Origin of the sequence: Candidatus Dechloromonas phosphoritropha (assembly GCA_016722705.1) — a bacterium.
GTDB classification, from domain to species: Bacteria; Pseudomonadota; Gammaproteobacteria; order Burkholderiales; family Rhodocyclaceae; genus Azonexus; species Azonexus phosphoritrophus.
In genome coordinates this window covers 689,856-711,872 of record JADKGN010000004.1, presented here as the reverse complement: position 1 = coordinate 711,872, position 22,017 = coordinate 689,856, and the positions used below count along the sequence as shown (strand labels likewise).

Below are 22,017 nucleotides of genomic sequence, written 5' to 3'. Positions count from 1 at the left end.
GCAGTTACTTCTCACTGAATCATTCAACGAAAAGATCCTCATGCAATTGCGCAAACTGGCATTGATCCTCGCGGCGGGCGGACTTATCGTTGCCTTCTTTGCCTTCGATCTCGGACGCTATCTCAACCTGCAGACGCTCAAGGAGCAGCAGGCGGCGATTGCCGCGTTTTATGCCGAAAAACCGCTGTTGACCGTGGCTATTTACTTTGTTGTCTATGTCATCAGCACGGCGCTCTCGCTGCCCGGCGCAACTTTGCTGACGCTGGCCGGTGGTGCGGTGTTCGGGCTGCTCTGGGGCCTGGTGATCGTTTCCTTCGCCTCGACACTGGGGGCGACGCTGGCTTTCCTGATGGCGCGCTTTTTGTTACGCGACTGGGTGGAAAGCCGTTTTGGCCAACGCCTCGCCACCATTGACGCCGGGGTGAAGGGTGAAGGTGCGTTTTATTTATTTACGCTGCGCCTGGTGCCGGTCTTCCCCTTCTTCCTGATTAACCTGCTGTTCGGCCTGACGGCGATGAAGGCGCGTACCTTTTACTGGGTCAGCCAACTCGGCATGCTGGCCGGCACCGTCGTCTACGTCAATGCCGGCACACAACTGGGCAAGCTCGAATCGCTCTCCGGCATCCTGTCGCCGGGGCTGCTCGGCTCCTTTGTTCTGCTCGGCGTCTTTCCGCTGCTTGCCCGCAAAATCGTCGAGGCAATCCATAGCAACAAGGTCTTCGCCGGCTGGAAGAAGCCGGCGCGTTTCGAGCGCAATATCGTCGTCATCGGCGGTGGTAGCGCCGGGCTGGTCACGGCCTATATCGGTGCGGCGGTCAAGGCGAAAGTGACGCTGGTTGAAAAACACAAGCTCGGTGGTGACTGCCTGAATACCGGTTGCGTGCCCTCCAAGGCGCTGATCCGCTCGGCCAAACTGCTGGCGCAGATGGCGAGGTCGAAGGAGTTTGGCATCGCCTCGGCGCGGGCCGAGTTCGATTTCGCCACGGTTATGGAGCGGGTGCAGTCGGTCATCAAGACCATCGAACCGCATGACTCGGCCAAGCGTTACAGCGGGCTGGGCGTTGATGTCGTGGCGGGCACTGCGAAAATCGTTTCGCCGTGGGAAGTCGAGATCACCCGTGACGACGGCAGCCGGCAATCCCTGACGACGCGCAGCATCGTCATCGCCACCGGGGCACGCCCCTTTGTGCCGCCGATTCCCGGCATCGAGCAGGTCGCTTACCTGACTTCGGATAATCTTTGGGCGCTGCGCGAGTTGCCGAAAAGGCTGGTCGTGCTTGGCGGCGGGCCGATCGGCTGCGAGCTGACCCAGGCCTTTGCCCGCTTCGGTTCGCAGGTCAGCCAGGTCGAGATGGGGCCGCGCCTGCTGTCGCGCGAAGATCCGGAAGTTTCTGAATTGGTTGCCGAACGCTTTCGCACCGAGGGTGTGGCGGTGCTGGTCAATCACCGTGCCAAGGAATTCGTGATCGAAAACGGCGAAAAAATCCTGATTGCGGAACATGATGGCAAGGATGTGCGCCTTCCTTTCGATGCTGTGCTGGTCGCCGTCGGCCGCGCGGCCAACCTGAAAGGCTACGGACTGGAAGAGTTGGGCGTACCAACCGGCAAGACGGTCGACACCAACGAATTCCTGCAAACCAAATATCCCAACATCTACGCCGCCGGCGATGTCGCCGGGCCCTTCCAGTTCACCCACACCGCCGCGCATCAGGCCTGGTATGCCGCGGTCAACGCGCTTTTTGACCCATTAAAGAAATTCAAGGCAGATTACTCGGTGATTCCGTGGGCCACCTTCATCGAGCCGGAAGTGGCGCGGGTCGGCCTCAACGAACTGGAAGCGAAAGAAAAAGGAATCGCCTACGAAGTGACGACCTACGGCATTGACGACCTCGACCGCGCCATTGCCGACAGCGTTGCGCATGGCTTCATCAAGGTGCTGACGGTACCGGGCAAGGACAAAATCCTCGGCGTGACGCTGGTTGGCGAGCATGCCGGCGACCTGATCGCCGAATACGTGCTGGCGATGAAACAGGGTATCGGCCTCAACAAGATCCTCGGCACCATCCACATTTACCCGACGCTGGCCGAGGCCAACAAGTTTGTCGCTGGGAACTGGAAGCGGGCGCACGCGCCGGAAAAACTGCTGGCCTGGGTCGAACGTTTTCACGCCTGGCGGCGAGGCTAATACAATGTTTTCATTGCAAAAATACTGCCTGGCGGCAGCACTGATCCTGACGACTTTGCCATCGTGGGCATTCGATCATACCTACCGCGACTGGAGCGCACTGCTGGTCAAGCACGTCAGGGTAGCCGCAGATGGTCATTCGAGCCGAGTGGATTACCAGGGCATGGCGACCGACAAAGTGCCGCTAAAAGCCTACCTGGAATCGGTTTCAGCAGTCTCCGAGAGCGAATACAGACAATGGACCAAGCCCCAGCGCCTCGCTTTCCTGATCAATGCTTACAACGCGTGGACCATCGATCTGGTACTGAGCAAATATCCTGACCTCAAGTCGATCAAGGACATTGGAACGATTTTCCAGTCGCCCTGGAAGAAGAAATTCATCCCCCTGTTCGGCCAGGAGCGCAGTCTTGATGATATCGAACACGGCATGATCCGTACCCCAGGGGCCTTTGACGATCCGCGTATCCACGTCGCCGTGGTCTGCGCCTCGATCGGTTGTCCGATGTTACGCGCCGAAGCCTTCACGGCGGAAAAGCTGGATTCGCAACTGGCTGATAGCCTGCGTCGTTTTCTGGCCGACCCGTCACGCAACCGCTTCGCTGCCGCCAGCGGGCAATTGCAGGTATCGAAGATCTTCGACTGGTACGGCAAGGACTTCGAGCAGGGCCATCAGGGCTTCGACTCGCTGAAGACGACCTTTGCCCGCAATGCTGAACAACTGGCCAAAGCGCCGCAAGACCGGGAGCGCATTCGCCAGGGAAGCTACAAACTGGAGTTCCTCGATTACGATTGGCGCCTGAATGATGTAGCGCGCGGAGGTAGTCGCTAAAGGTGGACGTATGAACGGTATGACGCGAAAACTGGGCAATTGGCTCGGCCGCTGGCTGACGCAGCCTACCCATGTCCATGACAGTTCGCCGGTAACGCCCTCCGAACTGCTGGAAGCCACCTTGCAACCAGGCGATGTGCTGCTGGTTGAAGGGCATTCCCGGGTGAGCGTGGCGATCAAATACCTGACTCAATCCACCTGGTCCCATGCGGCACTCTACATTGGCACACCACCAAGCGATTACCGCGCGGGTTGCCCGAATCATTGCTTTGTCGAAGCTGACATTGTCGAAGGCGTTCGCCTGGTCGGGCTTGCCCAATTCGCCGGCCTGCACAGCCGCATTTGTCGGCCGGTGAGTCTGACGGCCGACGACGTGCAGCACATCATCGACTATGCGCTGGCCCAGGTGGGCCATCAGTACGACCTGCAAAACGTTGTCGACCTGGTTCGTTTTCTGATCCCGACTCCGCCAGTGCCACATCGCTGGCGGCGACGCATGCTGGCCCTGGGCAGCGGCGACCCGACCCAGGCCATTTGTTCGACTCTGATCGCTCAGTGCTTTCAATCGGTGCATTACCCCATCCTGCCGGACATCGAAACCCCTTCGGCCTATCGGGTGGACTGTTCGGGCTGTGTCGACGAAATTCTGAGGATTCGTGATCACAGCTTGTTCGTCCCCCGGGATTTCGATGTCTCGCCCTATTTTCAGGTGGTCAAGCCGACCCTGGAGCAGGGATTCGATTATCGTCGGTTAACTTGGGGCGACCAGACGCCCAATGCATCGCTAAACAAGGAGGTGACTTGAATTTCAGCTTCTTGTTCGGCATGGTCGGCCTGATTCTGCCCCTGGTAGGCGTTGCGGATCCGCTCTGGGTCGGGCGCTTCAGCGAATCCGATGCCGCCGTTCCGGTGCCGTGGAAGATCGAGCGCCTCAGCGAAAAATTTCCGCCCACCCGTTACGCCGTACGGCGCTGGGACGGGGTGGTCGGTATCGAGGCGCAGGCGAAGAAGAGCATGGCGCTGTTCGGGCGAAGCGTTACGGTCGACCTGAAAAAGACGCCGATTTTGTGCTGGCAATGGCGTGTCGATGCGCCGGTTGCCTCGGCGGACATGAGTACGAAAGCCGGCGACGATTACGCGGCGCGAGTCTATCTGACTTTTTCGCTGCCGCGCGACGAGCTGAGTTTCGGCACACGCGCCAAACTGGCGCTGGCCCGCTCGATCTACGGCGATCAGGTGCCGGATGCGGCGCTCAACTACGTCTGGGACAACAAGCACCCGGTCGGTACGCTGCAAGACAACGCCTACACCGACCGCACCCGCATGCTGGTGCTGCGTACCGGTGCCGGCCAGGCGGGCGCCTGGGTGCAGGAGCGCCGCGATGTCGGCAAGGATTTACAGCGTGCCTTTCCCGGCAGCAAGGGACAGTTGACCGGCCTCGCTCTCGCCACGGACACCGACAACACCGGTGAGGAGGCGCATGCCGGCTTCGCCGATTTCCGCTTCGTGGCCAGCGCGCAGGAATGCCCCGCACCATCGGGGGACTGAGGCAACAGTGAACATGACAGCCCAGCCCAAGCCGCCGCGACTCTCGATCATCATCCCGGTCCTCGACGAGGCCGTCGGGATCGTGGACTTGCTGCAGTCGTTGCAGGATTTTCGTCGGCTCGGCACCGAGATCATCGTCGTCGACGGCGGCAGCAGTGATGACACCGTGCAACTGGCGGCTCCCCATGTCGACCAGATGGTCAACGCGCCCCGAGGCCGTGGCTGCCAGATGAATGCCGGCGCCGCAGTCGCCAACGGTCAGGTTCTGCTGTTCCTCCATGCCGACACCCGCCTGCCGTCACCGGCACCACTGCTGATTACCGGGGCCATCGACCAGGGTGCGACGTGGGGCCGCTTCGATATCAAAATCGAGGGCCAGACGACCGGCCTCGGCCTCGTCGCGTTCATGATGAACTGGCGCTCCCGCCTGACCGGCATCGCCACCGGCGACCAGGCCATTTTCGTGACCAAAACGGCGTTCACCGCAACAGGTGGCTTCGCCGACATTCCGCTGATGGAAGACATCGATTTCTCGCGCCGAATGCGCGCCCTCACCCGTCCCGCCTGCCTGGCGGAGAAGGTCGTCACCTCCGGCCGGCGCTGGGAAAAACATGGCGTGCTGCGCACCATCCTGACGATGTGGTGGCTCCGCCTGCGTTTCTTCCTTGGCGCCAACCCGAACGATCTGGCCCACGAGTACGGCTATGTCCCACGCCAACAATAATGCCAGCGTCGCTATCGCGATCCTCGCCAAAGCGCCGATTCCCGGCCTGACCAAGACCCGCCTGATTCCTTACCTCGGTGCCGACGGCGCCGCCACGCTGCAAGACTGGCTGCTGCGGCGCACGGTGGCAACAGCGCTGGATTCCAATCTCGGCCCGGTCACGCTGTGGTGCGCACCTGATACCGCCCACCCAGCATTCGTCGACCTCGCTGTCGGCGGGAGGATCGCCCTGCGCCAGCAAAGCGAAGGCAACCTCGGGGAACGCATGCATCAGGCGCTCGCCGAGTCACCGGTGACCGGCGGCACGCTGGTCATTGGCACCGATTGCCCGGCGCTCGGCCCCGCGCATTTGCAGGCAGCGGCTGCAGCGCTCGCCGCGTATCAGGCCGTCGTCATTCCGGCCGAAGACGGCGGCTATGTGCTGATCGGCATGCGCCAGCCGTCGCGGCGAGTGTTCGCCGGCATCAACTGGGGTAGCGCGAAGGTGATGACCCAGACCCGCAAGCGTCTGTTGGAAACTGGCTGGCAGTGGAGCGAGTTGCCATCTTTGTGGGATGTCGACCGCGAGGAGGATTTTGAGCGCCTGGGCGCTCTCCTTCCGGATGATTTTCTACCGGGGAGATAGCTGGATTCGAGAAAGTGTTGGTCGTGGCGTGATCATGCCTCGCCGCACCCTGGCTTTTTAAGCGGAGCCGGGCCGAGGCAGCGGTTGAGGGCGGGATGCGAACGATCGATCCGCGGGCGCGGGCTTTTTGGCACCGGAGTGTTTTGCGATCGCGGGTTTGATGACCCGGAGCGAGGCGAGCGGGTACAATCGCCGCGTCGCCCTTGAGGGGCCCGGCTGGAATGGCAAGGCCATGGGTTTATCGCATATCCGTTTGCTCGCACAGGGTTTCCAGGCAGCACCTGGTGATGGCTGGCGCGTCCGGATTGCGTATGGCGTTCCGGGTGCCGTTGATTCAGGGGGGATTGATGAGCAGCAGTGACTTGGAGTCCGGCGATGCAACCGGCAAGCAGACAGCCTTGCTGGCACTGGCTGCCCTGGGCGGCGTTTTCGGCAACATCGGCACGGCCCCGCTCTATGCGCTGAAGGCGGTGTTTGCCGGGAACCACCCGATTCCGGTCAATGAAGCGAACATCCTCGGCAGCCTGTCGATGTTTTTCTGGGTACTGATCATCATCGTTTCGCTCAAGTATGCGACCTTCGTCATGCGCGCGGATAACTCCGGAGAGGGCGGCATCATGGTATTGATCACGCTGGCGCTGCGCGCCGTCCACAGCAAAACCAGGGAGGGGAGGGCGGTCGTGGTCACCGGCATCGTTGGCGCGGCGATGTTCTTCGCCAGCGGGATGGTCACGCCGGCGATTTCGGTTCTCTCCGCGGTCGAGGGTCTGCAGGTGGCAACCCCGGCCCTCGAACCCCTCGTGATCCCGGTCGCGCTGGCGGTGTTGTTTATCCTGTTCTATGTTCAGCGCCACGGCACAGCCGTGGTCGACGGATTCTTCGGGCCGGTGATGCTGCTCTGGTTCGTTTCCCTGGCGCTGCTTGGCGTGAACGATATCGTCGCGCACCCGGCCATCCTGAGTGCATTGAACCCGGTGCATGCGCTCGGATTCCTGATCGATCACCAGTTGCTGGCCCTGGGTGCGCTGGGCAGCGTGGTGCTCGTCGTCGCCGGCGCCGAAGCGCTCCATGCAGGGATGGGCCAGTTCGGCCACAAGCCTGTCCGCGGCGCATGGTTCCTTCTTGTCCTGCCGGCACTCGTGCTCAACTACCTTGGCCAGGGCGCGTCGATGCTGGATGATGCGGCGGCGGCCAGGAATCCCTTCTTCCTTTCGGCGCCCGGCTGGGCGCTCTACCCGCTGATCGCCCTGGCCACGGCGGCTTCCGCGATTGCCTCGCAGGCGGTCATTTCCGCCGCCTCCTCGCTGACCCGGCAGGCGATGATGCTAGGGTTCATGCCCCGCATGGAGGTTCAGCACACCGCGAACGAGGGGCAATTCTATCTGCCGGCGGTGAACTGGGGGTTGTTGCTGGCAGTGACGATTCTCGTCCTCGGTTTCGGGAGATCGGAGAACCTCGTCGCGCCCTACGCAATTGTGGTGAGCGGAGAACTGATGGTCACCTCCCTTCTCGCTGCCGCAGTGCTTGCTCGCCATTCGGGATGGGCCAGGGCCGGCGGAATTTTCGGAAGCTTCCTGGCGATCGAACTGCTCTTCCTGGTCGCGAACATTGGCCATGTTTCTCGGGGCGGCTGGCTCCCGCTGATTGCTGGCATCGCGATCTTCATCGCCATGGCGACCTGGAAACAGGGGCGTCTGCTGCACTCGGTGCGCATCAGGAGTGAACGCCTCGAGCTTTCGATGTTTCTGGAATCGCTCGCGGCATCGATGCCGAACCGGGTTTCCGGAACCTCGGTGTTCCTCAATGCCGATGTCAAAGCCGTGCCGCATGCGCTGCTGCATAACCTGATGCACAACAAGGTGCTGCACGAGCGGGTGGTGGTCGTTGCCGCCCATTTCTCCGATGTTCCCCGGGTGCCGGTTAGCAGCCGCGTCAAGGTCAGGAAACTGCGCGACAACTTCTGGAGCGTGAGCGTTTACTTCGGTTTCAAGGACGAGCCGGACATTCCGCTGGCGCTGGCGCTGTGCGCGAATTCCGGCCTCGAGTTCAACGCGCTTGATACCACCTATTTCATCGGGCGCGAGACGCTGCTGCCCAAATTCCATTCGGAAATGCCCTTCTGGCGGGAGCGGATATTTGTCGCCATGTACCGCAATGCCGGCTCGCCGACAGCCTTCTTCCGGATTCCGTGCAACCGGGTCGTCGAACTGGGTGCCCAGGTCACCCTTTAGGGCGGCACCCTAGCGCTGGCAGTGGCGGTTGCGGCCGCTGTTCTTGGCTGTATACAGGGCTTCGTCGGCTCGCTGGATCGCCGTGTCGATGGTGTCGTCGCCGAGGATTTCGGTGCTGCCGATGCTGGCCGTGAAATGCAGCGGCGTTCCGTCTGCAAGGAGGGCGGTGGTTTCCCGAATCCGGTCGAGGAGACGTTCGATGACCGGTTGCCCCATTTCGGCATTGGTTTCGACCAGCACGACGGCAAATTCCTCGCCGCCGATGCGGCCGACGATGTCCACGTTGCGCAGGCTGCTGTTGAGCAGATGCCCGAGGTGCGCAAGTACGGTATCTCCCGCCGGGTGGCCATGGCGGTCATTGATCTTCTTGAAGTGATCGATTTCGAGGATGAGCAATGTCGGCGCCGGGCCGTGGCGCCGGCTGCGCAGCAGTTCGTGGGAGAACCGGTCCATGAAGGCGCGCCGGTTGATGAGGCCGGTCAGAGGGTCGGTCGAGGCGAGCACGCGCAAGTCGACCTCGAGCGAGACGCGCCGCGTGATTTCCGCTTTCAGGCGAGTGCTTTCGGACTCGATGGCGCTCCTCCGTGCGCCCGTTTCTTCCTGGTAGCGACGCAGCGCGACCTCCGACCAGAACATGCCGCCCGTAATCAGGATGGCGGTGATCGCGAAACGGGCGGTGAAGGCTCCGGAGTAGGCACTGGTCCCGGTCTCGGGACCGCCCAGAACCATGATGGCGGTGGCGGACGCGATACTCAGGCATGACCAGACAATGCCTTCACGCGGCGGCAGGAGCATGACCGAGACAACCGGGAACGAGAAGAACCACAGGGCATGGCTGTGCTCTTCACCGGAATGCGCAACCAGGTAGATGACCAGCGCCGCGAAAGCTGCCATCCCGGGGCGGACCATCCATGTCCGGAGATACCCGAGCAGCAATGCCATATAGCTTCCGCAGATGACCACGATGTTGACAACGATCAGTCCTAGCAGAGGCCAGCTTCCGCTGCGCAGCGCGGCAACCCCGTAGGCGGTCATGATCGGAATCCCGATGACGAGAAATATCTTGGCGCGTTCATGCGGCTGCAACAGATGCTCGGCCGGTGTTTCGCTGAACATGGTCGTCAGGGAGTCACCCCATTGGCTCGCTGCGGCGCACTTTTTCCAGCAGCGCCGTCGTGGACCGTTGATGGATGAAGGGGATCGAATGCACCGTACCACCCCAGCCCGCTACTTCCTTGCTGCCGACGATCTTCTCCGGTGGCCAGTCACCGCCCTTGACCAGAATATCGGGGTGGCATTCGATGATGCGTCGCAGCGGCGTGTCCTCGTCGAACCAGGTGACCAGTGAAACGCAGCCGAGCGCGGCGATCACCGCCAGGCGGTCGGCGAGCGTGTTGACCGGCCTCTCGTCGCCCTTGCCCTGACGTTTGACCGAGGCATCGGAGTTGAGCGCGACCACCATGCCGCAGCCAAGGGCGGCCGCCTGCGCCAGATAGGTGACGTGGCCGCGGTGCACGATGTCGAAGCAGCCGTTGGTGAACACGAGAGGGCGCGCCAGGTCGACGACGCGCGCGGTCAACTGCTCGGGAGGGCAGATTTTCGATTCGAACTCGGGTGCGGGATAGTCCACTTCAACCAGATCGCGGGTAGCTTCGGAAAAGCTTGCATTCTATAGGGTCTTTTCCCCACCTTGGTGTTTTCGCAATTGGGGAGGATTACATCCGCTTCCGTCGCCAAGATTCGAGGGCCGCAAGGGAATGCTCGAGTGAATCAAGCAACTCCACCCCCGCGACAGAAGGTAGGCGCCTGACGCCGCCACCGCCGGCCCACAGCGCCACCGTCTCTGGCAAGACCATGCGCAGCTGTTGCAGCAGGCCGGGAATCTGGCGTTTCGGGAAGGCGACCGAGAACGAGAGGGCAACGATTTCGGCGCGATGGGCGGCGGCGGCGCGAGCAATTTCGAGCAGCGGCATCTGCGTGCCGAGCGGGATGCACTCGGCGCCTTCCAGCGCGAACAAGGCTTCGGCCATCAGCAACCCGAGGACATGCGGTTCTTCCGGCACGCTGGTGAGGACGATGCGCGGGCCGCGCATGCCGCCGGGCAGGCTGGCGATCGCCTGGCGCAGGACGCGCTTGGTCATCTCGGTGAATAGATGCTCCTCGAAGACCTCGACGCTGCCGTCCTCCCAGGCTTCGCCGACGCGGCGGGCGAGCGGGGCGACAGTGTCCTGGACAAAGCGGTCCAGCCCTTGCCGGGCCAGCCGCTGCTGCATCGCCTGCTGGTACGCCGCGCCATCATGTTGCTTGATCAAGGCCAGCAGATCCCCGAGGTCCGCCGGGTTGGTGGCACCGGAGATCACCGCAGGCGGTTCCGGGCGCCGTGGAGCCAGCGCGTTCAACTCCTCGGGGGGGGTGGAAAGCAGTTTTCCGGGCCGGTGCCCGGCATCCATCAGGCGCTTGACCAGCCGCAGACGTTCAACCTGTTCGGCGGGATAGCTACGTTCGCCGTGGTCATCGCGATCGGGGGCGGGAAAGCCGTAGCGGCGCTCCCAGACGCGCAAAACGTCCTTGGACAGACCCGTATCGCGTTCGACAGCGGCAATGTTGAAATTTGGATTATTCATTTTTGTCCTGAACAAATGTTAGACAAACCGTTGACAATCAGGTCATTGGTGCTTATAGTAGCCATGAAACGTGTAATTGTCTAGGACAAAATTAGGAAATGTTCAACGTGATCAAAGAACTGAAACATTCCATGCTGGTCGCGGGATTGCTGACGCTGGGAGTCGTGCCGGTGTCTTCCGCTACAGAGTGCCCGGCTTTGCTCAACCACTCCTTCCCCCCATTGCAGGACGCGAAGCCGGTTTCACTCTGTCAGTACGCCGGGAAAGTGATCCTGGTCGTCAATACGGCGAGTTTCTGCGGATTTACGTCGCAATACGAGGGGCTGGAAAAGCTCTACGCGCGGCTCAAGGACAAGGGGCTGGTCGTTCTCGGCTTTCCGTCGAACGACTTCGGCGATCAGGAGCCGGGCAGCGACAAGGAAATCGCCGATTTCTGTCGCCTGACCTACGGCGTCGAGTTTCCGATGATGGCCAAGACGACAGTCAAGGGCGGCGCGGCCAACCCACTGTACCGGCAACTGGCCGAGATCACCGGCAGCACGCCGAAATGGAATTTCCACAAGTACCTGATCAATCGGGATGGCACGCAGGTCGCCGCGTATTCCAGCTTCACGAAACCGGATGACCGGGATCTGCTGAAGAAGATCGACGAATTTCTCAAATAGAACGATCGCCTGAACCTTAAGGAGTCACCGCCATGAACGCACCCGAACACTTTTTCCTCCCTGACGTCCAGTCGGCCGCCGATAGCCGCCGCCTGGTGATCCAGAACGTTGGCGTCAAGGGGCTGCGCTACCCGCTGCACCTTGAAACGGCCAGTGGCGAGACACTGAATACCGTCGCCAGCCTGACGATGACGGTCGGTTTGCCGCCCGAGGTCAAGGGCACCCACATGTCGCGCTTCGTCGAACTGCTCGAAGGGCGTCGCGGTGCGCTGACGCAGGAAGGCCTGTTCGCAATGCTCGAGGAAATGCTGCTGCGCCTCGACGCGTCGAGCGGCCGCATCGAACTCGCCTTTCCCTTCTTCATCCGCAAGACGGCGCCCGTGTCCGGAGTCGTGAGTCTGCTCGACTACGATGTCACGTTGATCATCGACAGGCCGGAAGGGCGACACTCCGTGCTGACTCTGCGTGTGACGGCGCCGGTGACCAGCCTCTGCCCCTGTTCGAAGGAGATTTCCGACTACGGCGCCCACAACCAGCGCTCGCACATTACGCTGGAAGCGAAGCTGCGGTCGTCGATGGCGATTGAGGAACTGGTGCGCCTGGCCGAGGAGGAGGCGTCCTGCGAAGTTTTCGGCCTGCTCAAGCGCCCTGACGAAAAGTGGGTGACCGAACGCGCCTACGACAATCCGAAGTTCGTCGAGGATCTGGTGCGCGACATCGCGCTGCGCCTGATGAAAGAGCCGCGCATCGCCGAGTGGAAAGTCGCTTCGGAAAACTTCGAGTCGATTCACAACCATTCCGCCTATGCCGAAATTGTCGGCTCCAACGAATAGGAGGCCATCATGAAAGACAGGCAACGTATTGCAGTCATCGGCGCCGGTATCTCGGGTCTCGTCACCGCCTGGCTGATTGGCCGCCAGCATGACGTGACACTCTTCGAGGCCGCCAATTACCTCGGCGGTCACACCAACACCGTGGACGTCACGCTCGAAGGCAAGACGCACCCGGTCGATACCGGCTTCCTCGTCTTCAACGAGAAGACCTATCCGAACCTGATTGCGCTGTTCGCCCTGCTCGGTGTCGACAGCGTCGAGACCGAAATGTCTTTCGCGGTCAGCCTCGAGAACCCCGACATCGAATGGTCGGGCAGCAACCTCGCCACCGTCTTCGGACAGAAGCGCAACCTGGTGCGTCCGCAGTTCTGGACCATGCTTTCCGAGATCCTGCGTTTCAACCGCGAAAGTGTCGCCTGGCTGCTTTCGCACCCCGAGGACAACCGCAGTCTGCGCGATTTCCTGAGCGCGGGCCGCTATTCTTCCGCATTCTCCGAGTGGTACCTGCTGCCGATGGCCGCCGCGATCTGGTCCTGCCCCACCGGGCAGATGCTCGCCACGCCGCTCGCCACGTTTGTCCGCTTTTGCCAGAACCACGGCCTGCTGCAGGTTTTCGATCGTCCGCTGTGGCGTACCGTCAAGGGCGGTGGCCGCGAGTACGTGCGCAGGATCGCCCACCAGCTCGCTGACATCCGTCTCGCCTGCCCGGTGAGCGCGGTGACCCGCGAGTCTGCCGGATTGCGCGTGACTCATGGTGGTGGCAGCGAGCATTTCGATCAGGTGGTGTTGGCGTGCCACAGCGACCAAGCACTCGCCATCCTCGGCTTCACGGCCAGCGACGCGCAGCGCGATGTGCTGGCGGCGATCCGCTATCAGGCCAACCGCGCCGTCCTGCATACCGACCGCGCCCTGCTGCCACGTGACGAGAAACTCTGGTCGGCTTGGAACTACGCGGCCGGCAGCGGTGCGCCGGGCGCGCAACCGGTTGCGGTTTCTTACCTGATAAACCGCCTGCAGCCGCTGCCTTTCACGACGCCGGTCGTCGTCACCCTCAATCCGGTGCGCGAGCCCGATCCGGCTAGCGTCATCGCCGAATTCGACTACGCCCACCCGATCTTCGACGGTGCGGCCATCGCCGCCCAGCAAAAACTTGCCGATGCGCAGGGTGAGGGCGGCATCTGGCTGGCCGGCGCCTGGGGCAGTTATGGGTTCCACGAAGACGGCCTCAAGTCGGCGTTGCGCGTCGCCAACGGCATGGGCATCGACGCGCCGTGGCAGGGTGCCGTCACGCCGCGCGCCCGCGAACTGGCGAGTGCCTGAGATCACGATGCCTACTCTTCCCCGCCTTCTGATTGGTCAGGTGTTTCACCGCCGGCTACGCCCGGTGGTCAATGCCTTCAGCTATCCGGTCTTTTTCGTCCAGTTGCCGGTGGCTGATCTGGCTTCCGCAAATGGCCCGTTTTTCTCGGTCGACCGCAACAACCTGCTCAGTTTCCACCAGAAGGACCACGGGCCACGCGACGGTTCGCCGCTGTTGCCGTGGATCCGGTCGCTGCTGCGCCGGCACGGTCTGCCGGACGATGGAGACATCGTGCTGCAGTGCTTCCCGCGGGTGTTCGGCTTCGTCTTCAATCCGGTCACCTTCTGGTTTTGCCGCAACCGCGACGGCGAACTGATCGCCGTACTCGCCGAGGTCAGCAATACATTCGGTGGTCGCCACAGTTATCTACTGCACAGTCCGGATGGCGCGCCGCTGCGCGACGGGCAGGTCTTGGCAGCGAGCAAGACCTTTCATGTTTCGCCCTTCTGCGAGATCGAGGGTGGCTATCGCTTCCGTTTTTATTTGCAAAGAGAATGTCCGGTCGCCCGCATCGACTACGACGATGCAGAAGGTGAGTTGCTGTTGACCTCGGTCTCGGGCAAGTCCACCGCCTGGTCCACCCGCGCCCTGCTCGGCGCTTTCCTGCGTATGCCTCTGCTGACTGCCGGCATTGTCTTCCGCATCCACTGGCAGGCTCTCAAGCTCTGGATCAAGGGCGTACCTTTCATCGGCGCGCACTCTTCCCATGAACACCAACCCCTTCGGGAATCACAAAAATGAATGACACGATGATTCTGCGCGGCGGCGATAGCCCAGCCCGCGATACCCGCCTGGTTCTCGCCCTCCTCGAACGGATCGTCGGCGGGATGCTCGAAGTGCGCCTGCCCGACGGTTCCAGCCGCCTGTTCGGGTCGGGAGAGCACGGCGTCACCCTGCAGGTGCATGACGAAGCGATGTTCAGTCAGGTTCTGGCCCGTGGCGACATCGGTCTCGCCGAAGCCTATCTCGACGGCCACTGGGATTCACCCGACGTCAGCGGATTGCTGACGCTGCTGACCCGGAACCGGGAGGTGTTGAAGGAGGCGGTCTACGGTTCCTGGCGCAACCTCGTTGCGGCGCGCCTGCGCCACTGGCTCAACCGCAACAGCCGGACCGGCAGCAAACGCAACATCATGGCTCATTATGACCTTGGCAACGACTTCTACAAGCTGTGGCTCGATCCCGGCATGAGCTATTCGAGCGCTCTCTACCGCAATGTCGATTCGGGCGATCTGGAGACGGCGCAGCGCGCCAAGTACCACCGCATCCTGCGCCGCCTGCATGCCGGCCCGGGGCATAGCGTGCTGGAAATCGGCTGCGGCTGGGGCGGATTCGCCGAGATTGCCGCTCGGGAAGGTCTCCATGTCACCGGCCTCACCCTGTCGCCGGCGCAGCTCGAATGGGCGCGCAAGCGGGTGCCGCAAGCCGATCTCCGGCTGCAGGATTACCGCGACACGAGCGAGCAGTTCGACAACATCGTTTCGATCGAAATGTTCGAAGCGGTCGGTGAGCGCTGGTGGCCGACCTACTTCCAGACCATCGCCAAGGCGCTCAAGCCGGGCGGCCGGGCGGTGATCCAGAGCATCACCATCCGCGACGACCTGTTCGCCGATTACCGCAGGGGCACCGACTTCATCCAGCAGTACGTCTTCCCCGGCGGCATGCTGCCGTCGCGCCCCGCCTTCCGCGCCGCCGCTGCCAGGCAGGGGCTGGCGGTCTGTTCGGAATATGCGTTCGGCGCCGATTACGCGCGGACGCTGGGCGAATGGCGCCGTGCCTTCGAGGCCAACTGGCCGCAAATCGCCGCGCTCGGTTTCGACGAGCACTTCCGCCGCCTCTGGCGCCTTTATCTCTGCTATTGCGAGGCAGGCTTCCTCGCCGGGAACATCGATGTCGTCCATTTTGAACTCGCCCATCACTAGGCGCCGCCTGCTGCTTGGCCTCGCCGCGTGGCCGCTGGCCAGTCTTGCGATGAGCGCGGCAGAGGCGCCGACCGCCGGCTTCCGGCGCTGGGGTAGCGGCGAATTCCGCCGCTTGGGCTTCCTGGTGTACGAGGCGACGCTGTGGGCCAGTGGCGATGACCCGCTGCGCCCGCCGCTGGCGCTCAAGCTGACCTACAAGCGGAACATCAGTGGTCGCGACATCGCCGAGGCCAGCGTCAAGGAGATTCGCAACCTCGGCGTTGCCGACGAGGCCAGACTCAGGGGCTGGGGCGAACAGATGCTCAGGATTTTTCCCGATGTCCGTCCCGGCGACCATATCCTCGGCATACAGCTTCCGGATGAGGCGCGTTTCTTCTTCAACGACCGCAGCATCGGGACGATCGAAGACCCTGCCTTCGCCCGGGCCTTCTTCGCTATCTGGCTCGACGCCAAAACCAGCGCGCCCGATCTGCGCGCCGCGTTGCTCAAGCGTCAGGACTCCTGAGGTGACGACTGCCGTACGCACCTTCTCTTACGGATTGCTCGGTCTCCCACTGGCCTTCGCGGCGCTGCCCATCTATGTTCATGTGCCGCGCTTCTATGCCGAGGTAGCCGGCATGCAACTCGCACTGCTCGGCGCCATCCTGCTCGGCACGCGGCTGCTCGATGCCGGAATCGACCCGTGGCTGGGCTGGCTCGCCGATCGCGTGCCGCGCCCAACCATGGTGGCGCTCGCCCTCGTCCCCTTTGCCGCTGGCTTCGTCGCCCTGCTCAACCCGCCAGCCAACCATGCGGCTTCGTGGCTGGCCGGCTCGCTGGCACTGACCTACCTCGGCTTCTCGGCGGCGTCGGTCGCCTATCAGGCCTGGGGCGCCGATGTCGGCAACACTTCCGCCCAGCGTACCCGGTTGACCGCGGCACGCGAGGGTTTCGGGCTGCTCGGTGTCGTCCTCGCCGCCGCCCTGCCCGGGTTGCTGGCCAGTGATCTCGACGAGGGTATCAGGCGTCTTTCCTGGGTCTTGCCGCCGTTGCTGCTGATCGCGGCCGCCACGACGTTTAGCCGGGTCGGCGCCGGGCAGCCGGTGCAGGCGCCGAGTCAGCCCCTGCTGCCCAGCCTGCGCCAGGTAATAAACGACCTTGCCTTCCGTCGCCTGCTTGGCGTCTTCGTCGCCAACGGCATCGCCGCCGCGCTGCCGGCGACGCTTTTCCTTTTTTTCGTCGCCGACGTGCTGCACCTGGAGAAGGCGAGCGGCCCGCTGCTGGCCCTGTACTTCGTCGCCGGCGCCGCCTCGCTGCCGCTCTGGGTCAAGCTTTCAGCGCACTACGGCCGCGTCACCGCCTGGTTGGGGGCGATGCTCCTGGCGATCATCGCCTTCGCCGGCGCCACGCTGCTCGGGAGCGGCGACCTCTGGCCCTTCGCCGCCATCTGCATCGCTTCCGGCCTGGCGCTCGGCGCCGATCTGGCGTTGCCCGCCGCGATTGCCGCCGATCTCGGCGAGCGCCAGGGGCAGGCGGGCGCCTGCTTCGGCGTCTGGAATTTCTTTGCCAAGCTCAACCTGGCACTGGCCGCCGGGCTGGCTTTGCCGTTTCTGGCGCTGCTCGGCTACGTACCGGGCAGCGGCGGTGGGCTGGCTGCGCTCACTTTTGCCTATGCCTTGTTGCCCCTTGGCTTCAAGGCGCTCGCCGGCCTGCTGCTCTGGCGCTGGCGCCATTCCCTGGAGATCTGACATGAAATTTCTGCTTGCCGCTGCCTTCACCCTCGGCCTGAGCGCCTGCGCCTCGTCCGGGGTCGAACAGTACCGCGCCGAACAACCGGCCCTCGACCTCAAGACCTACCTCAATGGCACGCTCGACGCCTGGGGAATGTTCCAAGGGCGCTCCGGTGAAGTACAGAAGCGCTTCCATGTCGTCATCGACGCCAAGTGGACGGGCGATACCGGCGTCCTCGACGAGCATTTCAAATGGTCGGACGGCACCACATCGCGCCGCGTCTGGACCCTCACCAAGCAGGCGGACGGCACCTTCCGCGGCAAGGCCGACGATGTCGTCGGCGAGGCCATTGGCGAGGTCGCCGGCAATGCGCTGCGCTGGCGTTATGTGCTGGCGCTGCCGGTCGACGGCAAGGTGTACAACGTCGATTTGGACGACTGGATGTTCCTGATGGACGACAAGGTGATGCTCAACCGCTCCTACATGAGCAAGTGGGGCTTCGATCTCGGCGAAGTGACCCTGACCTTCGTTAAGCGATGAATCCGAAAATCACTGACTGGTCAGGCAAGCGCGTCTGGTTGGTCGGCGCGTCGAGCGGGATCGGCGCCGCACTGGCGCGGGAACTGGCCGGGCGCGGCGCCCGCCTGGCGCTGTCGGCGCGCAGTGTCGACAAGTTGCGGGCACTGGCCATCGAAAATGCCTTGCTGTTGCTTTGCGACGCGACCGACACGGCCAGTCTTGCCGCTGCTCGTGCGAGCCTGCTTGCGGCCTGGCGCGGCATCGACCTGGTGATCTATCTGGCCGGCGATTACGTGCCGATGCGCGCTGCGGACTTCGACCTGGCGGTTGCCGAGAGGGTGGTCACCGTCAATTTCAACGGCGCCATGCGCCTCGCCGCGACGGTCCTGCCCGACCTGCGGGCCGGCGGCGGCATCGTCTTCGTCGCCAGTGTCGCCGGCTACCGCGGCCTGCCCAAGGCGCTCGCCTACGGGCCGGGCAAGGCGGCGCTGATCCACTTCGCCGAATGCCTGCACCTCGATCTCGCGCCGCAAGGGATCGGCGTCTGGGTCGTCAACCCCGGCTTCGTTGCGACCCAGCTCACCGCGAAAAACGATTTCGCCATGCCCGCCCTGCTGACTCCCGGAGAGGCGGCGCTGGCCACGGTCGACGGCCTGAAAACGGGCAAATTCGAGATCCACTTTCCGAAGCGTTTCACGCGCGTCATGAAGTTTCTCGCGCTCCTGCCCTATGGCCTGTATTTCCCCCTTGTCCGCCGCCTGACCGGAAATTGAGATGAACCCCGATGCACTGATCGATTTCTTCCACGGACTGTCGCCGGAAAGCGTCGTCCGCTTCCCCGAGTTCTACAGCGCCGATGCCTACTTCAAGGACCCGTTCAACGAAGTGCGCGGCGTCGCGGCCGTCCAGCGCATCTTCAGCCACATGTTCAAACAAGTCGCCGAGCCACGCTTTATCGTCACTGAGAAAGTGGTCGATGAACACGGCGCCATGCTGATCTGGGAATTCAGTTTCCGGGTAAAGCTGTGGGGCAAGGGCGAAACGCAAGGCATGCGCGGGGTCTCGCACCTCAAATTCGCTGCCGACGGCAAGGTCAATTACCACCGCGATTACTGGGATACGGGCGAAGAGCTATACATGAAACTCCCCGCCATCGGCACCCTGATGCGTGGTTTGCGGCGAGTGCTGGCAGCATAACCCGAAATTTGCCGTTTTTTGCCGTCGACCGCAGGGCCAGCCGTTGTTTCTATGGTCGCAGCAATGCCGGATTCAATGCCCTGGCATGCCCTCCAGCGTCTTCTCGAAGCGGGTCGTAAATTCCTTCATCCGCGAACGGTTTTTGCCAAAGTCGTACAGGCCGAAGTTCGAGCTCGAGCGGAAATCTATGCGTTGCCCGGCAGCGTCAATCCGGAACAACACCGTATCGCGGAACCCCACCTGTGTCGTGAAAATGGCTTCTACCTGTAAAGGCTCGTCAAGGTGCACCGTCGCCTCCGGGAAAGCCGCCAGCGTCGCCAGCAATTCAGCTTTCCCTTCAGCCGCCGTGCCGTTAAATCGCAAGGGTGGCAAACTGCTCAAATCATCCAGAGAGTTGACACAGTTACTCGGGGAAAGACAAGAGAGAGCCTCCGCAACCGGTAGCAGTGACCCAGTCACCGCGCTTTCCAACGCCTGCGCCACGCCCAAAAAACTGGTCAGACTGCCTAGCAATAAATACACCCGCGTGCAGCACTTCATCGGGAATCCAGTGCGTTCATTTATTGCTCCTGTCGCGGCATATTTGGCGTAAGGCGTGGAGTGAATTCCCGTGGCGTTACGGCAACGCTGTAGAGACAGCGGATTTGCTGCAGGGTTGCATGGTCGGCTGTTGCTTGTGCGGCAATCTCGAAAAAAGGGGACAGCCTTAACTTGGTGCCATTCGGGACAGACCAAAATTTCTACTCATTGCCACGGTCAACCGCGCAAAACAGCCAAAAACCTTGGTCTGTTCCTGAGGTTTCCCCTCATATAAATGCCATATGAGAAGCCTGTTGAGCTTGGTGCCGGAGAATCGGAACAGCGTCTTTCGGGCGAATTTGGTTAAGCCAGGAGGGCCCGGCATCGATGACTCGACGAGCCAATGTGATGGCTGAAATCTCTTTGTGCTTTAGACCGGGCACACTCTGGAAGAACCTCTGTATCCCGCTCTGCTGGGCGCACTCGCCGATCAGGCGCATCAGCCAGTGGGTCAAGTGAGCAATCAACAGCAGAATCTCAAGTCGCTTGCCCGAGCGTGATCGCGAAGCGCTAAAGCCAAGACCAAGCCGCTCGTTCTTGAGATCACGAAAGGATTCCTCAATGGTCATTCGTCGGGAGTACTGGTCAATAATCGTCTCTGGGCTCGCTTTTGGAAATGCTGGAGAACAGGCCAGCAGCCATGGCTCTCTGGCACCACGAGCCGCCTTGATCGAGCTATGGGAGCGCGAATGTTTGCCCGTCCGCGTGTGATGGTGGCGCCTTTTGGCTTCGCGTTTAACCAGCACCAACCGACAGTCTGTCGGATGGCTACGAACGTATCGGGCATTGTCGAAGGCTTGGGCGCACGGCGTGGCATCCGGAAAAACCTCGGTGCAGCGCTTCCATGGACCTTCGGTAATACTGACCCTGTCTTTGCCACGGATGCGTCCGATCCACGGCCAATGATGTTCCGTGACCAAGTCGAACCAGGTCGAGTGAAAACCGGCATCGGTGATGAGGGTCGGAGTGCACCCGTCGGGCAGCAGCTTCGCCAAACAATCCAGAAACCGACGATGCACCGCCTGATTACCATACCGTCGTTGCGCGTGAATTTCCTCGTACAGCGTCACACTGCGGCCCTTGACGGCGATGCTGGCACGCAGCAGATGCCAGCGTTGATCGGTCGTGGCGTCCGACCAATCGATCACCACCCGCACATTATCGAGATCGGTCAGCCAACGTGACGCCACCTCACGATAAATCTCGGTCCTTGTGATGTGCAACGAGGTATTTCCCAGCAGACGGTCAATGCGCTTGACTCGATGACGCATCGACGTCGCCGACTGCACAGACCGCGCAAGCTGACTCAAGCTCAAGCGACCACCTCGCAGCGCACTGCCTACAGCCGCCTCAACCGCACAGGCCAATTTGACATGCAGGCTCGACAGACACCCCGCCAGCATTCCGACTATCATCTTCTTCGCACTCATGATCCGCCAACCCTTGACGATTTACCCAAAGCAACGAGTCTACTCCTCATTCTCCGCGTGAATATTTGTCTTCAACCTATTGAATAAGTGCCAAACTATGAGGGGAAACCTCAGGGTCTGTCCCTGGATGCTCCTGCAAGCGGTATCAGCAGAGCAGTGATCGTCGAGCACGAGTCAACTCAGAAAACTCAAGAGAGGATGGAACGTCGCAAAAAAACTGGCTTCCTCCCGCTTGCGCCATCGCCGTCAAAAACCTTCGGCCAGGAAAGTCTGTAGATTGACTTCGGCTATTGCGGTTAAGGATACTTCCGGGTGAGACTCTGAGGTTCCCATTCTCCCATCAGCATTCAATCAACGGTAAAGAGGTCATGAGTATGTCAGAGGAAAACGGGTCATCGCTTCACGACGATCATTTGTCGGAGAAAAACGACGACCCACTGGTACGGGGATTGCATCGAGTTATCCGTCAAGCCATTCGCTTGCTGGCCGTCCTGATGACGCTGGTAATCCTGTGGTGCGTTGCCGATGTGGTGCTGGTGCTCTACGAGGCGCTGTCGAAACCGCCGGTGCTGCTTCTTGACCTCAACCAAATTTTCGTCGTCTTTGCGGCTTTTCTGGCGGTGCTGATCGCCATCGAAATTCTGGTCAATATCACCCTCTATCTGCGCGACGACGTCATCCATGTCCAGCTTGTCGTAGCGACGGCACTGATGGCCATAGCCCGGAAGGTGATCGTGCTTGACCTGACTACCTTACAACCAGAATATCTCTACGGCATCGCCGTAATCTTGTTGGCGCTCGGTCTGACCTACTGGCTGGTCTCTTCGCAGACCAAGAAGTGAGTGAACGGGTTCAGGGGCTTCCCGACGGGTCGCGGACGTCCAGAACAACAGCAGAACAACAGAGCAGAACAACAGGGAACAACAGCGAAAAACATCCGGGGACAGACCCGAATGGCACTTACTTAACGTTCAACTCTTTGATGCAAATGATGAAACAGGCTGGATCGACGCGTGATAAGTTGGCGTCGCCAAAC

Annotated in this window: 23 protein-coding genes; 18 read left to right on the top strand and 5 right to left on the bottom strand. The window is 61.8% G+C overall.

Annotated elements, in window-relative coordinates:
* The first annotated feature begins 40 nt into the window (after positions 1-40).
* The 7 genes from IPP03_09035 to IPP03_09005 all read left to right on the top strand — a co-directional run bounded on the left by IPP03_09035 (position 41) and on the right by IPP03_09005 (position 8,142).
* A complete protein-coding gene (locus IPP03_09035; protein MBL0352790.1) occupies positions 41-2,185 on the top strand; it encodes an FAD-dependent oxidoreductase in 2,145 nt (714 codons plus the stop codon).
* A 4-nt stretch (positions 2,186-2,189) separates the two neighbouring features.
* Complete coding sequence (locus IPP03_09030; GenBank protein MBL0352789.1) at positions 2,190-3,014, top strand: DUF547 domain-containing protein; 825 nt, start codon at positions 2,190-2,192, stop codon at positions 3,012-3,014.
* A 10-nt stretch (positions 3,015-3,024) separates the two neighbouring features.
* Positions 3,025-3,819: a lipo-like protein gene (locus tag IPP03_09025; protein ID MBL0352788.1), complete on the top strand. Its 795-nt coding sequence runs from the start codon at positions 3,025-3,027 to the stop codon at positions 3,817-3,819.
* 20 nt (positions 3,820-3,839) lie between these two features.
* The gene (locus IPP03_09020; GenBank protein ID MBL0352787.1) at positions 3,840-4,562 is read left to right on the top strand and encodes a DUF3047 domain-containing protein; all 723 of its coding nucleotides are present in this window, start codon (positions 3,840-3,842) and stop codon (positions 4,560-4,562) included.
* Between the two features lie 13 nt (positions 4,563-4,575).
* Positions 4,576-5,286, top strand: a complete 711-nt coding sequence (locus IPP03_09015) for a TIGR04283 family arsenosugar biosynthesis glycosyltransferase (protein ID MBL0352786.1) — start codon at positions 4,576-4,578, stop codon at positions 5,284-5,286.
* Positions 5,267-5,911, top strand: coding sequence for a TIGR04282 family arsenosugar biosynthesis glycosyltransferase (locus IPP03_09010; GenBank protein ID MBL0352785.1), 645 nt, complete (start codon positions 5,267-5,269; stop codon positions 5,909-5,911). Before IPP03_09015 ends, IPP03_09010 begins: the two co-directional genes overlap by 20 nt.
* 347 nt (positions 5,912-6,258) lie before the next feature.
* Positions 6,259-8,142, top strand: coding sequence for a KUP/HAK/KT family potassium transporter (locus IPP03_09005; GenBank protein ID MBL0352784.1), 1,884 nt, complete (start codon positions 6,259-6,261; stop codon positions 8,140-8,142).
* A 9-nt stretch (positions 8,143-8,151) separates the two neighbouring features.
* On the opposite strand, the gene IPP03_09000 is transcribed toward IPP03_09005, so the two are convergent.
* The 3 genes from IPP03_09000 to IPP03_08990 all read right to left on the bottom strand — a co-directional run bounded on the left by IPP03_09000 (position 8,152) and on the right by IPP03_08990 (position 10,766).
* Complete coding sequence (locus IPP03_09000) at positions 8,152-9,258, bottom strand: diguanylate cyclase (protein MBL0352783.1); 1,107 nt, start codon at positions 9,256-9,258, stop codon at positions 8,152-8,154.
* 13 nt (positions 9,259-9,271) lie between these two features.
* Positions 9,272-9,772, bottom strand: a complete 501-nt coding sequence (locus IPP03_08995) for a bifunctional heptose 7-phosphate kinase/heptose 1-phosphate adenyltransferase (protein ID MBL0352782.1) — start codon at positions 9,770-9,772, stop codon at positions 9,272-9,274.
* Positions 9,773-9,857: 85 nt separating this feature from the next.
* Positions 9,858-10,766, bottom strand: coding sequence for a MerR family transcriptional regulator (locus IPP03_08990; protein MBL0352781.1), 909 nt, complete (start codon positions 10,764-10,766; stop codon positions 9,858-9,860).
* A gap of 131 nt (positions 10,767-10,897) precedes the next feature.
* Between IPP03_08990 and IPP03_08985 the strand changes: the two genes are divergently transcribed.
* Genes IPP03_08985 through IPP03_08940 form a run of 10 tightly spaced genes read left to right on the top strand, consistent with a single transcriptional unit; the run spans position 10,898 to position 18,972 of the window.
* The gene (locus tag IPP03_08985; GenBank protein MBL0352780.1) at positions 10,898-11,431 is read left to right on the top strand and encodes a glutathione peroxidase; all 534 of its coding nucleotides are present in this window, start codon (positions 10,898-10,900) and stop codon (positions 11,429-11,431) included.
* Between the two features lie 32 nt (positions 11,432-11,463).
* The gene (locus IPP03_08980; GenBank protein ID MBL0352779.1) at positions 11,464-12,264 is read left to right on the top strand and encodes a GTP cyclohydrolase I FolE2; all 801 of its coding nucleotides are present in this window, start codon (positions 11,464-11,466) and stop codon (positions 12,262-12,264) included.
* 9 nt (positions 12,265-12,273) lie between these two features.
* The gene (locus IPP03_08975; protein MBL0352778.1) at positions 12,274-13,584 is read left to right on the top strand and encodes an FAD-dependent oxidoreductase; all 1,311 of its coding nucleotides are present in this window, start codon (positions 12,274-12,276) and stop codon (positions 13,582-13,584) included.
* 7 nt (positions 13,585-13,591) lie between these two features.
* The gene (locus IPP03_08970; GenBank protein ID MBL0352777.1) at positions 13,592-14,365 is read left to right on the top strand and encodes a DUF1365 domain-containing protein; all 774 of its coding nucleotides are present in this window, start codon (positions 13,592-13,594) and stop codon (positions 14,363-14,365) included.
* Positions 14,362-15,546 (top strand): class I SAM-dependent methyltransferase, encoded by a 1,185-nt coding sequence (locus IPP03_08965; GenBank protein MBL0352776.1) that lies wholly within the window; start codon positions 14,362-14,364, stop codon positions 15,544-15,546. Before IPP03_08970 ends, IPP03_08965 begins: the two co-directional genes overlap by 4 nt.
* Positions 15,515-16,051: a chalcone isomerase family protein gene (locus IPP03_08960; protein MBL0352775.1), complete on the top strand. Its 537-nt coding sequence runs from the start codon at positions 15,515-15,517 to the stop codon at positions 16,049-16,051. Before IPP03_08965 ends, IPP03_08960 begins: the two co-directional genes overlap by 32 nt.
* Position 16,052: 1 nt before the next feature.
* A complete protein-coding gene (locus IPP03_08955; protein ID MBL0352774.1) occupies positions 16,053-17,273 on the top strand; it encodes an MFS transporter in 1,221 nt (406 codons plus the stop codon).
* Position 17,274: 1 nt separating this feature from the next.
* Entirely contained in the window at positions 17,275-17,796 is a 522-nt protein-coding gene (locus IPP03_08950) for a DUF3833 domain-containing protein (GenBank protein MBL0352773.1), read from the top strand.
* Positions 17,793-18,548, top strand: a complete 756-nt coding sequence (locus IPP03_08945) for an SDR family NAD(P)-dependent oxidoreductase (protein MBL0352772.1) — start codon at positions 17,793-17,795, stop codon at positions 18,546-18,548. The genes IPP03_08950 and IPP03_08945 overlap by 4 nt, the downstream gene beginning before the upstream one ends.
* 1 nt (position 18,549) lies before the next feature.
* Positions 18,550-18,972, top strand: coding sequence for a nuclear transport factor 2 family protein (locus IPP03_08940; GenBank protein MBL0352771.1), 423 nt, complete (start codon positions 18,550-18,552; stop codon positions 18,970-18,972).
* A gap of 72 nt (positions 18,973-19,044) precedes the next feature.
* On the opposite strand, the gene IPP03_08935 is transcribed toward IPP03_08940, so the two are convergent.
* Together IPP03_08935 and IPP03_08930 are read right to left on the bottom strand one after the other, a co-directional pair.
* Positions 19,045-19,512, bottom strand: coding sequence for a DUF1499 domain-containing protein (locus IPP03_08935; GenBank protein MBL0352770.1), 468 nt, complete (start codon positions 19,510-19,512; stop codon positions 19,045-19,047).
* Between the two features lie 266 nt (positions 19,513-19,778).
* A complete protein-coding gene (locus IPP03_08930; protein MBL0352769.1) occupies positions 19,779-20,981 on the bottom strand; it encodes an IS4 family transposase in 1,203 nt (400 codons plus the stop codon).
* Between the two features lie 374 nt (positions 20,982-21,355).
* On the opposite strand from IPP03_08930, the gene IPP03_08925 reads away from it, so the two are divergent.
* Positions 21,356-21,823, top strand: a complete 468-nt coding sequence (locus tag IPP03_08925) for a phosphate-starvation-inducible PsiE family protein (GenBank protein ID MBL0352768.1) — start codon at positions 21,356-21,358, stop codon at positions 21,821-21,823.
* Positions 21,824-22,017: the final 194 nt, after the last annotated feature.

Excerpts from the sequence above, each read along its gene's own strand:
- IPP03_08930 (MBL0352769.1), bottom strand. The coding sequence starts at position 20,981 with ATGAGTGCGAAGAAGATGATAGTCGGAATGCTGGCGGGGTGTCTGTCG.
- IPP03_09030 (MBL0352789.1), top strand. The coding sequence starts at position 2,190 with ATGTTTTCATTGCAAAAATACTGCCTGGCGGCAGCACTGATCCTGACG.
- IPP03_08945 (MBL0352772.1), top strand. The coding sequence starts at position 17,793 with ATGAATCCGAAAATCACTGACTGGTCAGGCAAGCGCGTCTGGTTGGTC.
- IPP03_08990 (MBL0352781.1), bottom strand. The coding sequence starts at position 10,766 with ATGAATAATCCAAATTTCAACATTGCCGCTGTCGAACGCGATACGGGT.
- IPP03_08985 (MBL0352780.1), top strand. The coding sequence starts at position 10,898 with ATGCTGGTCGCGGGATTGCTGACGCTGGGAGTCGTGCCGGTGTCTTCC.
- IPP03_09010 (MBL0352785.1), top strand. The coding sequence starts at position 5,267 with ATGTCCCACGCCAACAATAATGCCAGCGTCGCTATCGCGATCCTCGCC.
- IPP03_08940 (MBL0352771.1), top strand. The coding sequence starts at position 18,550 with ATGAACCCCGATGCACTGATCGATTTCTTCCACGGACTGTCGCCGGAA.
- IPP03_09020 (MBL0352787.1), top strand. The coding sequence starts at position 3,840 with ATGGTCGGCCTGATTCTGCCCCTGGTAGGCGTTGCGGATCCGCTCTGG.
- IPP03_08925 (MBL0352768.1), top strand. The coding sequence starts at position 21,356 with ATGTCAGAGGAAAACGGGTCATCGCTTCACGACGATCATTTGTCGGAG.
- IPP03_09025 (MBL0352788.1), top strand. The coding sequence starts at position 3,025 with ATGAACGGTATGACGCGAAAACTGGGCAATTGGCTCGGCCGCTGGCTG.
- IPP03_08950 (MBL0352773.1), top strand. The coding sequence starts at position 17,275 with ATGAAATTTCTGCTTGCCGCTGCCTTCACCCTCGGCCTGAGCGCCTGC.
- IPP03_08960 (MBL0352775.1), top strand. The coding sequence starts at position 15,515 with ATGTCGTCCATTTTGAACTCGCCCATCACTAGGCGCCGCCTGCTGCTT.
- IPP03_09000 (MBL0352783.1), bottom strand. The coding sequence starts at position 9,258 with ATGTTCAGCGAAACACCGGCCGAGCATCTGTTGCAGCCGCATGAACGC.
- IPP03_09035 (MBL0352790.1), top strand. The coding sequence starts at position 41 with ATGCAATTGCGCAAACTGGCATTGATCCTCGCGGCGGGCGGACTTATC.
- IPP03_08965 (MBL0352776.1), top strand. The coding sequence starts at position 14,362 with ATGAATGACACGATGATTCTGCGCGGCGGCGATAGCCCAGCCCGCGAT.
- IPP03_08980 (MBL0352779.1), top strand. The coding sequence starts at position 11,464 with ATGAACGCACCCGAACACTTTTTCCTCCCTGACGTCCAGTCGGCCGCC.
- IPP03_08975 (MBL0352778.1), top strand. The coding sequence starts at position 12,274 with ATGAAAGACAGGCAACGTATTGCAGTCATCGGCGCCGGTATCTCGGGT.
- IPP03_09005 (MBL0352784.1), top strand. The coding sequence starts at position 6,259 with ATGAGCAGCAGTGACTTGGAGTCCGGCGATGCAACCGGCAAGCAGACA.
- IPP03_08970 (MBL0352777.1), top strand. The coding sequence starts at position 13,592 with ATGCCTACTCTTCCCCGCCTTCTGATTGGTCAGGTGTTTCACCGCCGG.
- IPP03_08935 (MBL0352770.1), bottom strand. The coding sequence starts at position 19,512 with ATGAAGTGCTGCACGCGGGTGTATTTATTGCTAGGCAGTCTGACCAGT.
- IPP03_09015 (MBL0352786.1), top strand. The coding sequence starts at position 4,576 with ATGACAGCCCAGCCCAAGCCGCCGCGACTCTCGATCATCATCCCGGTC.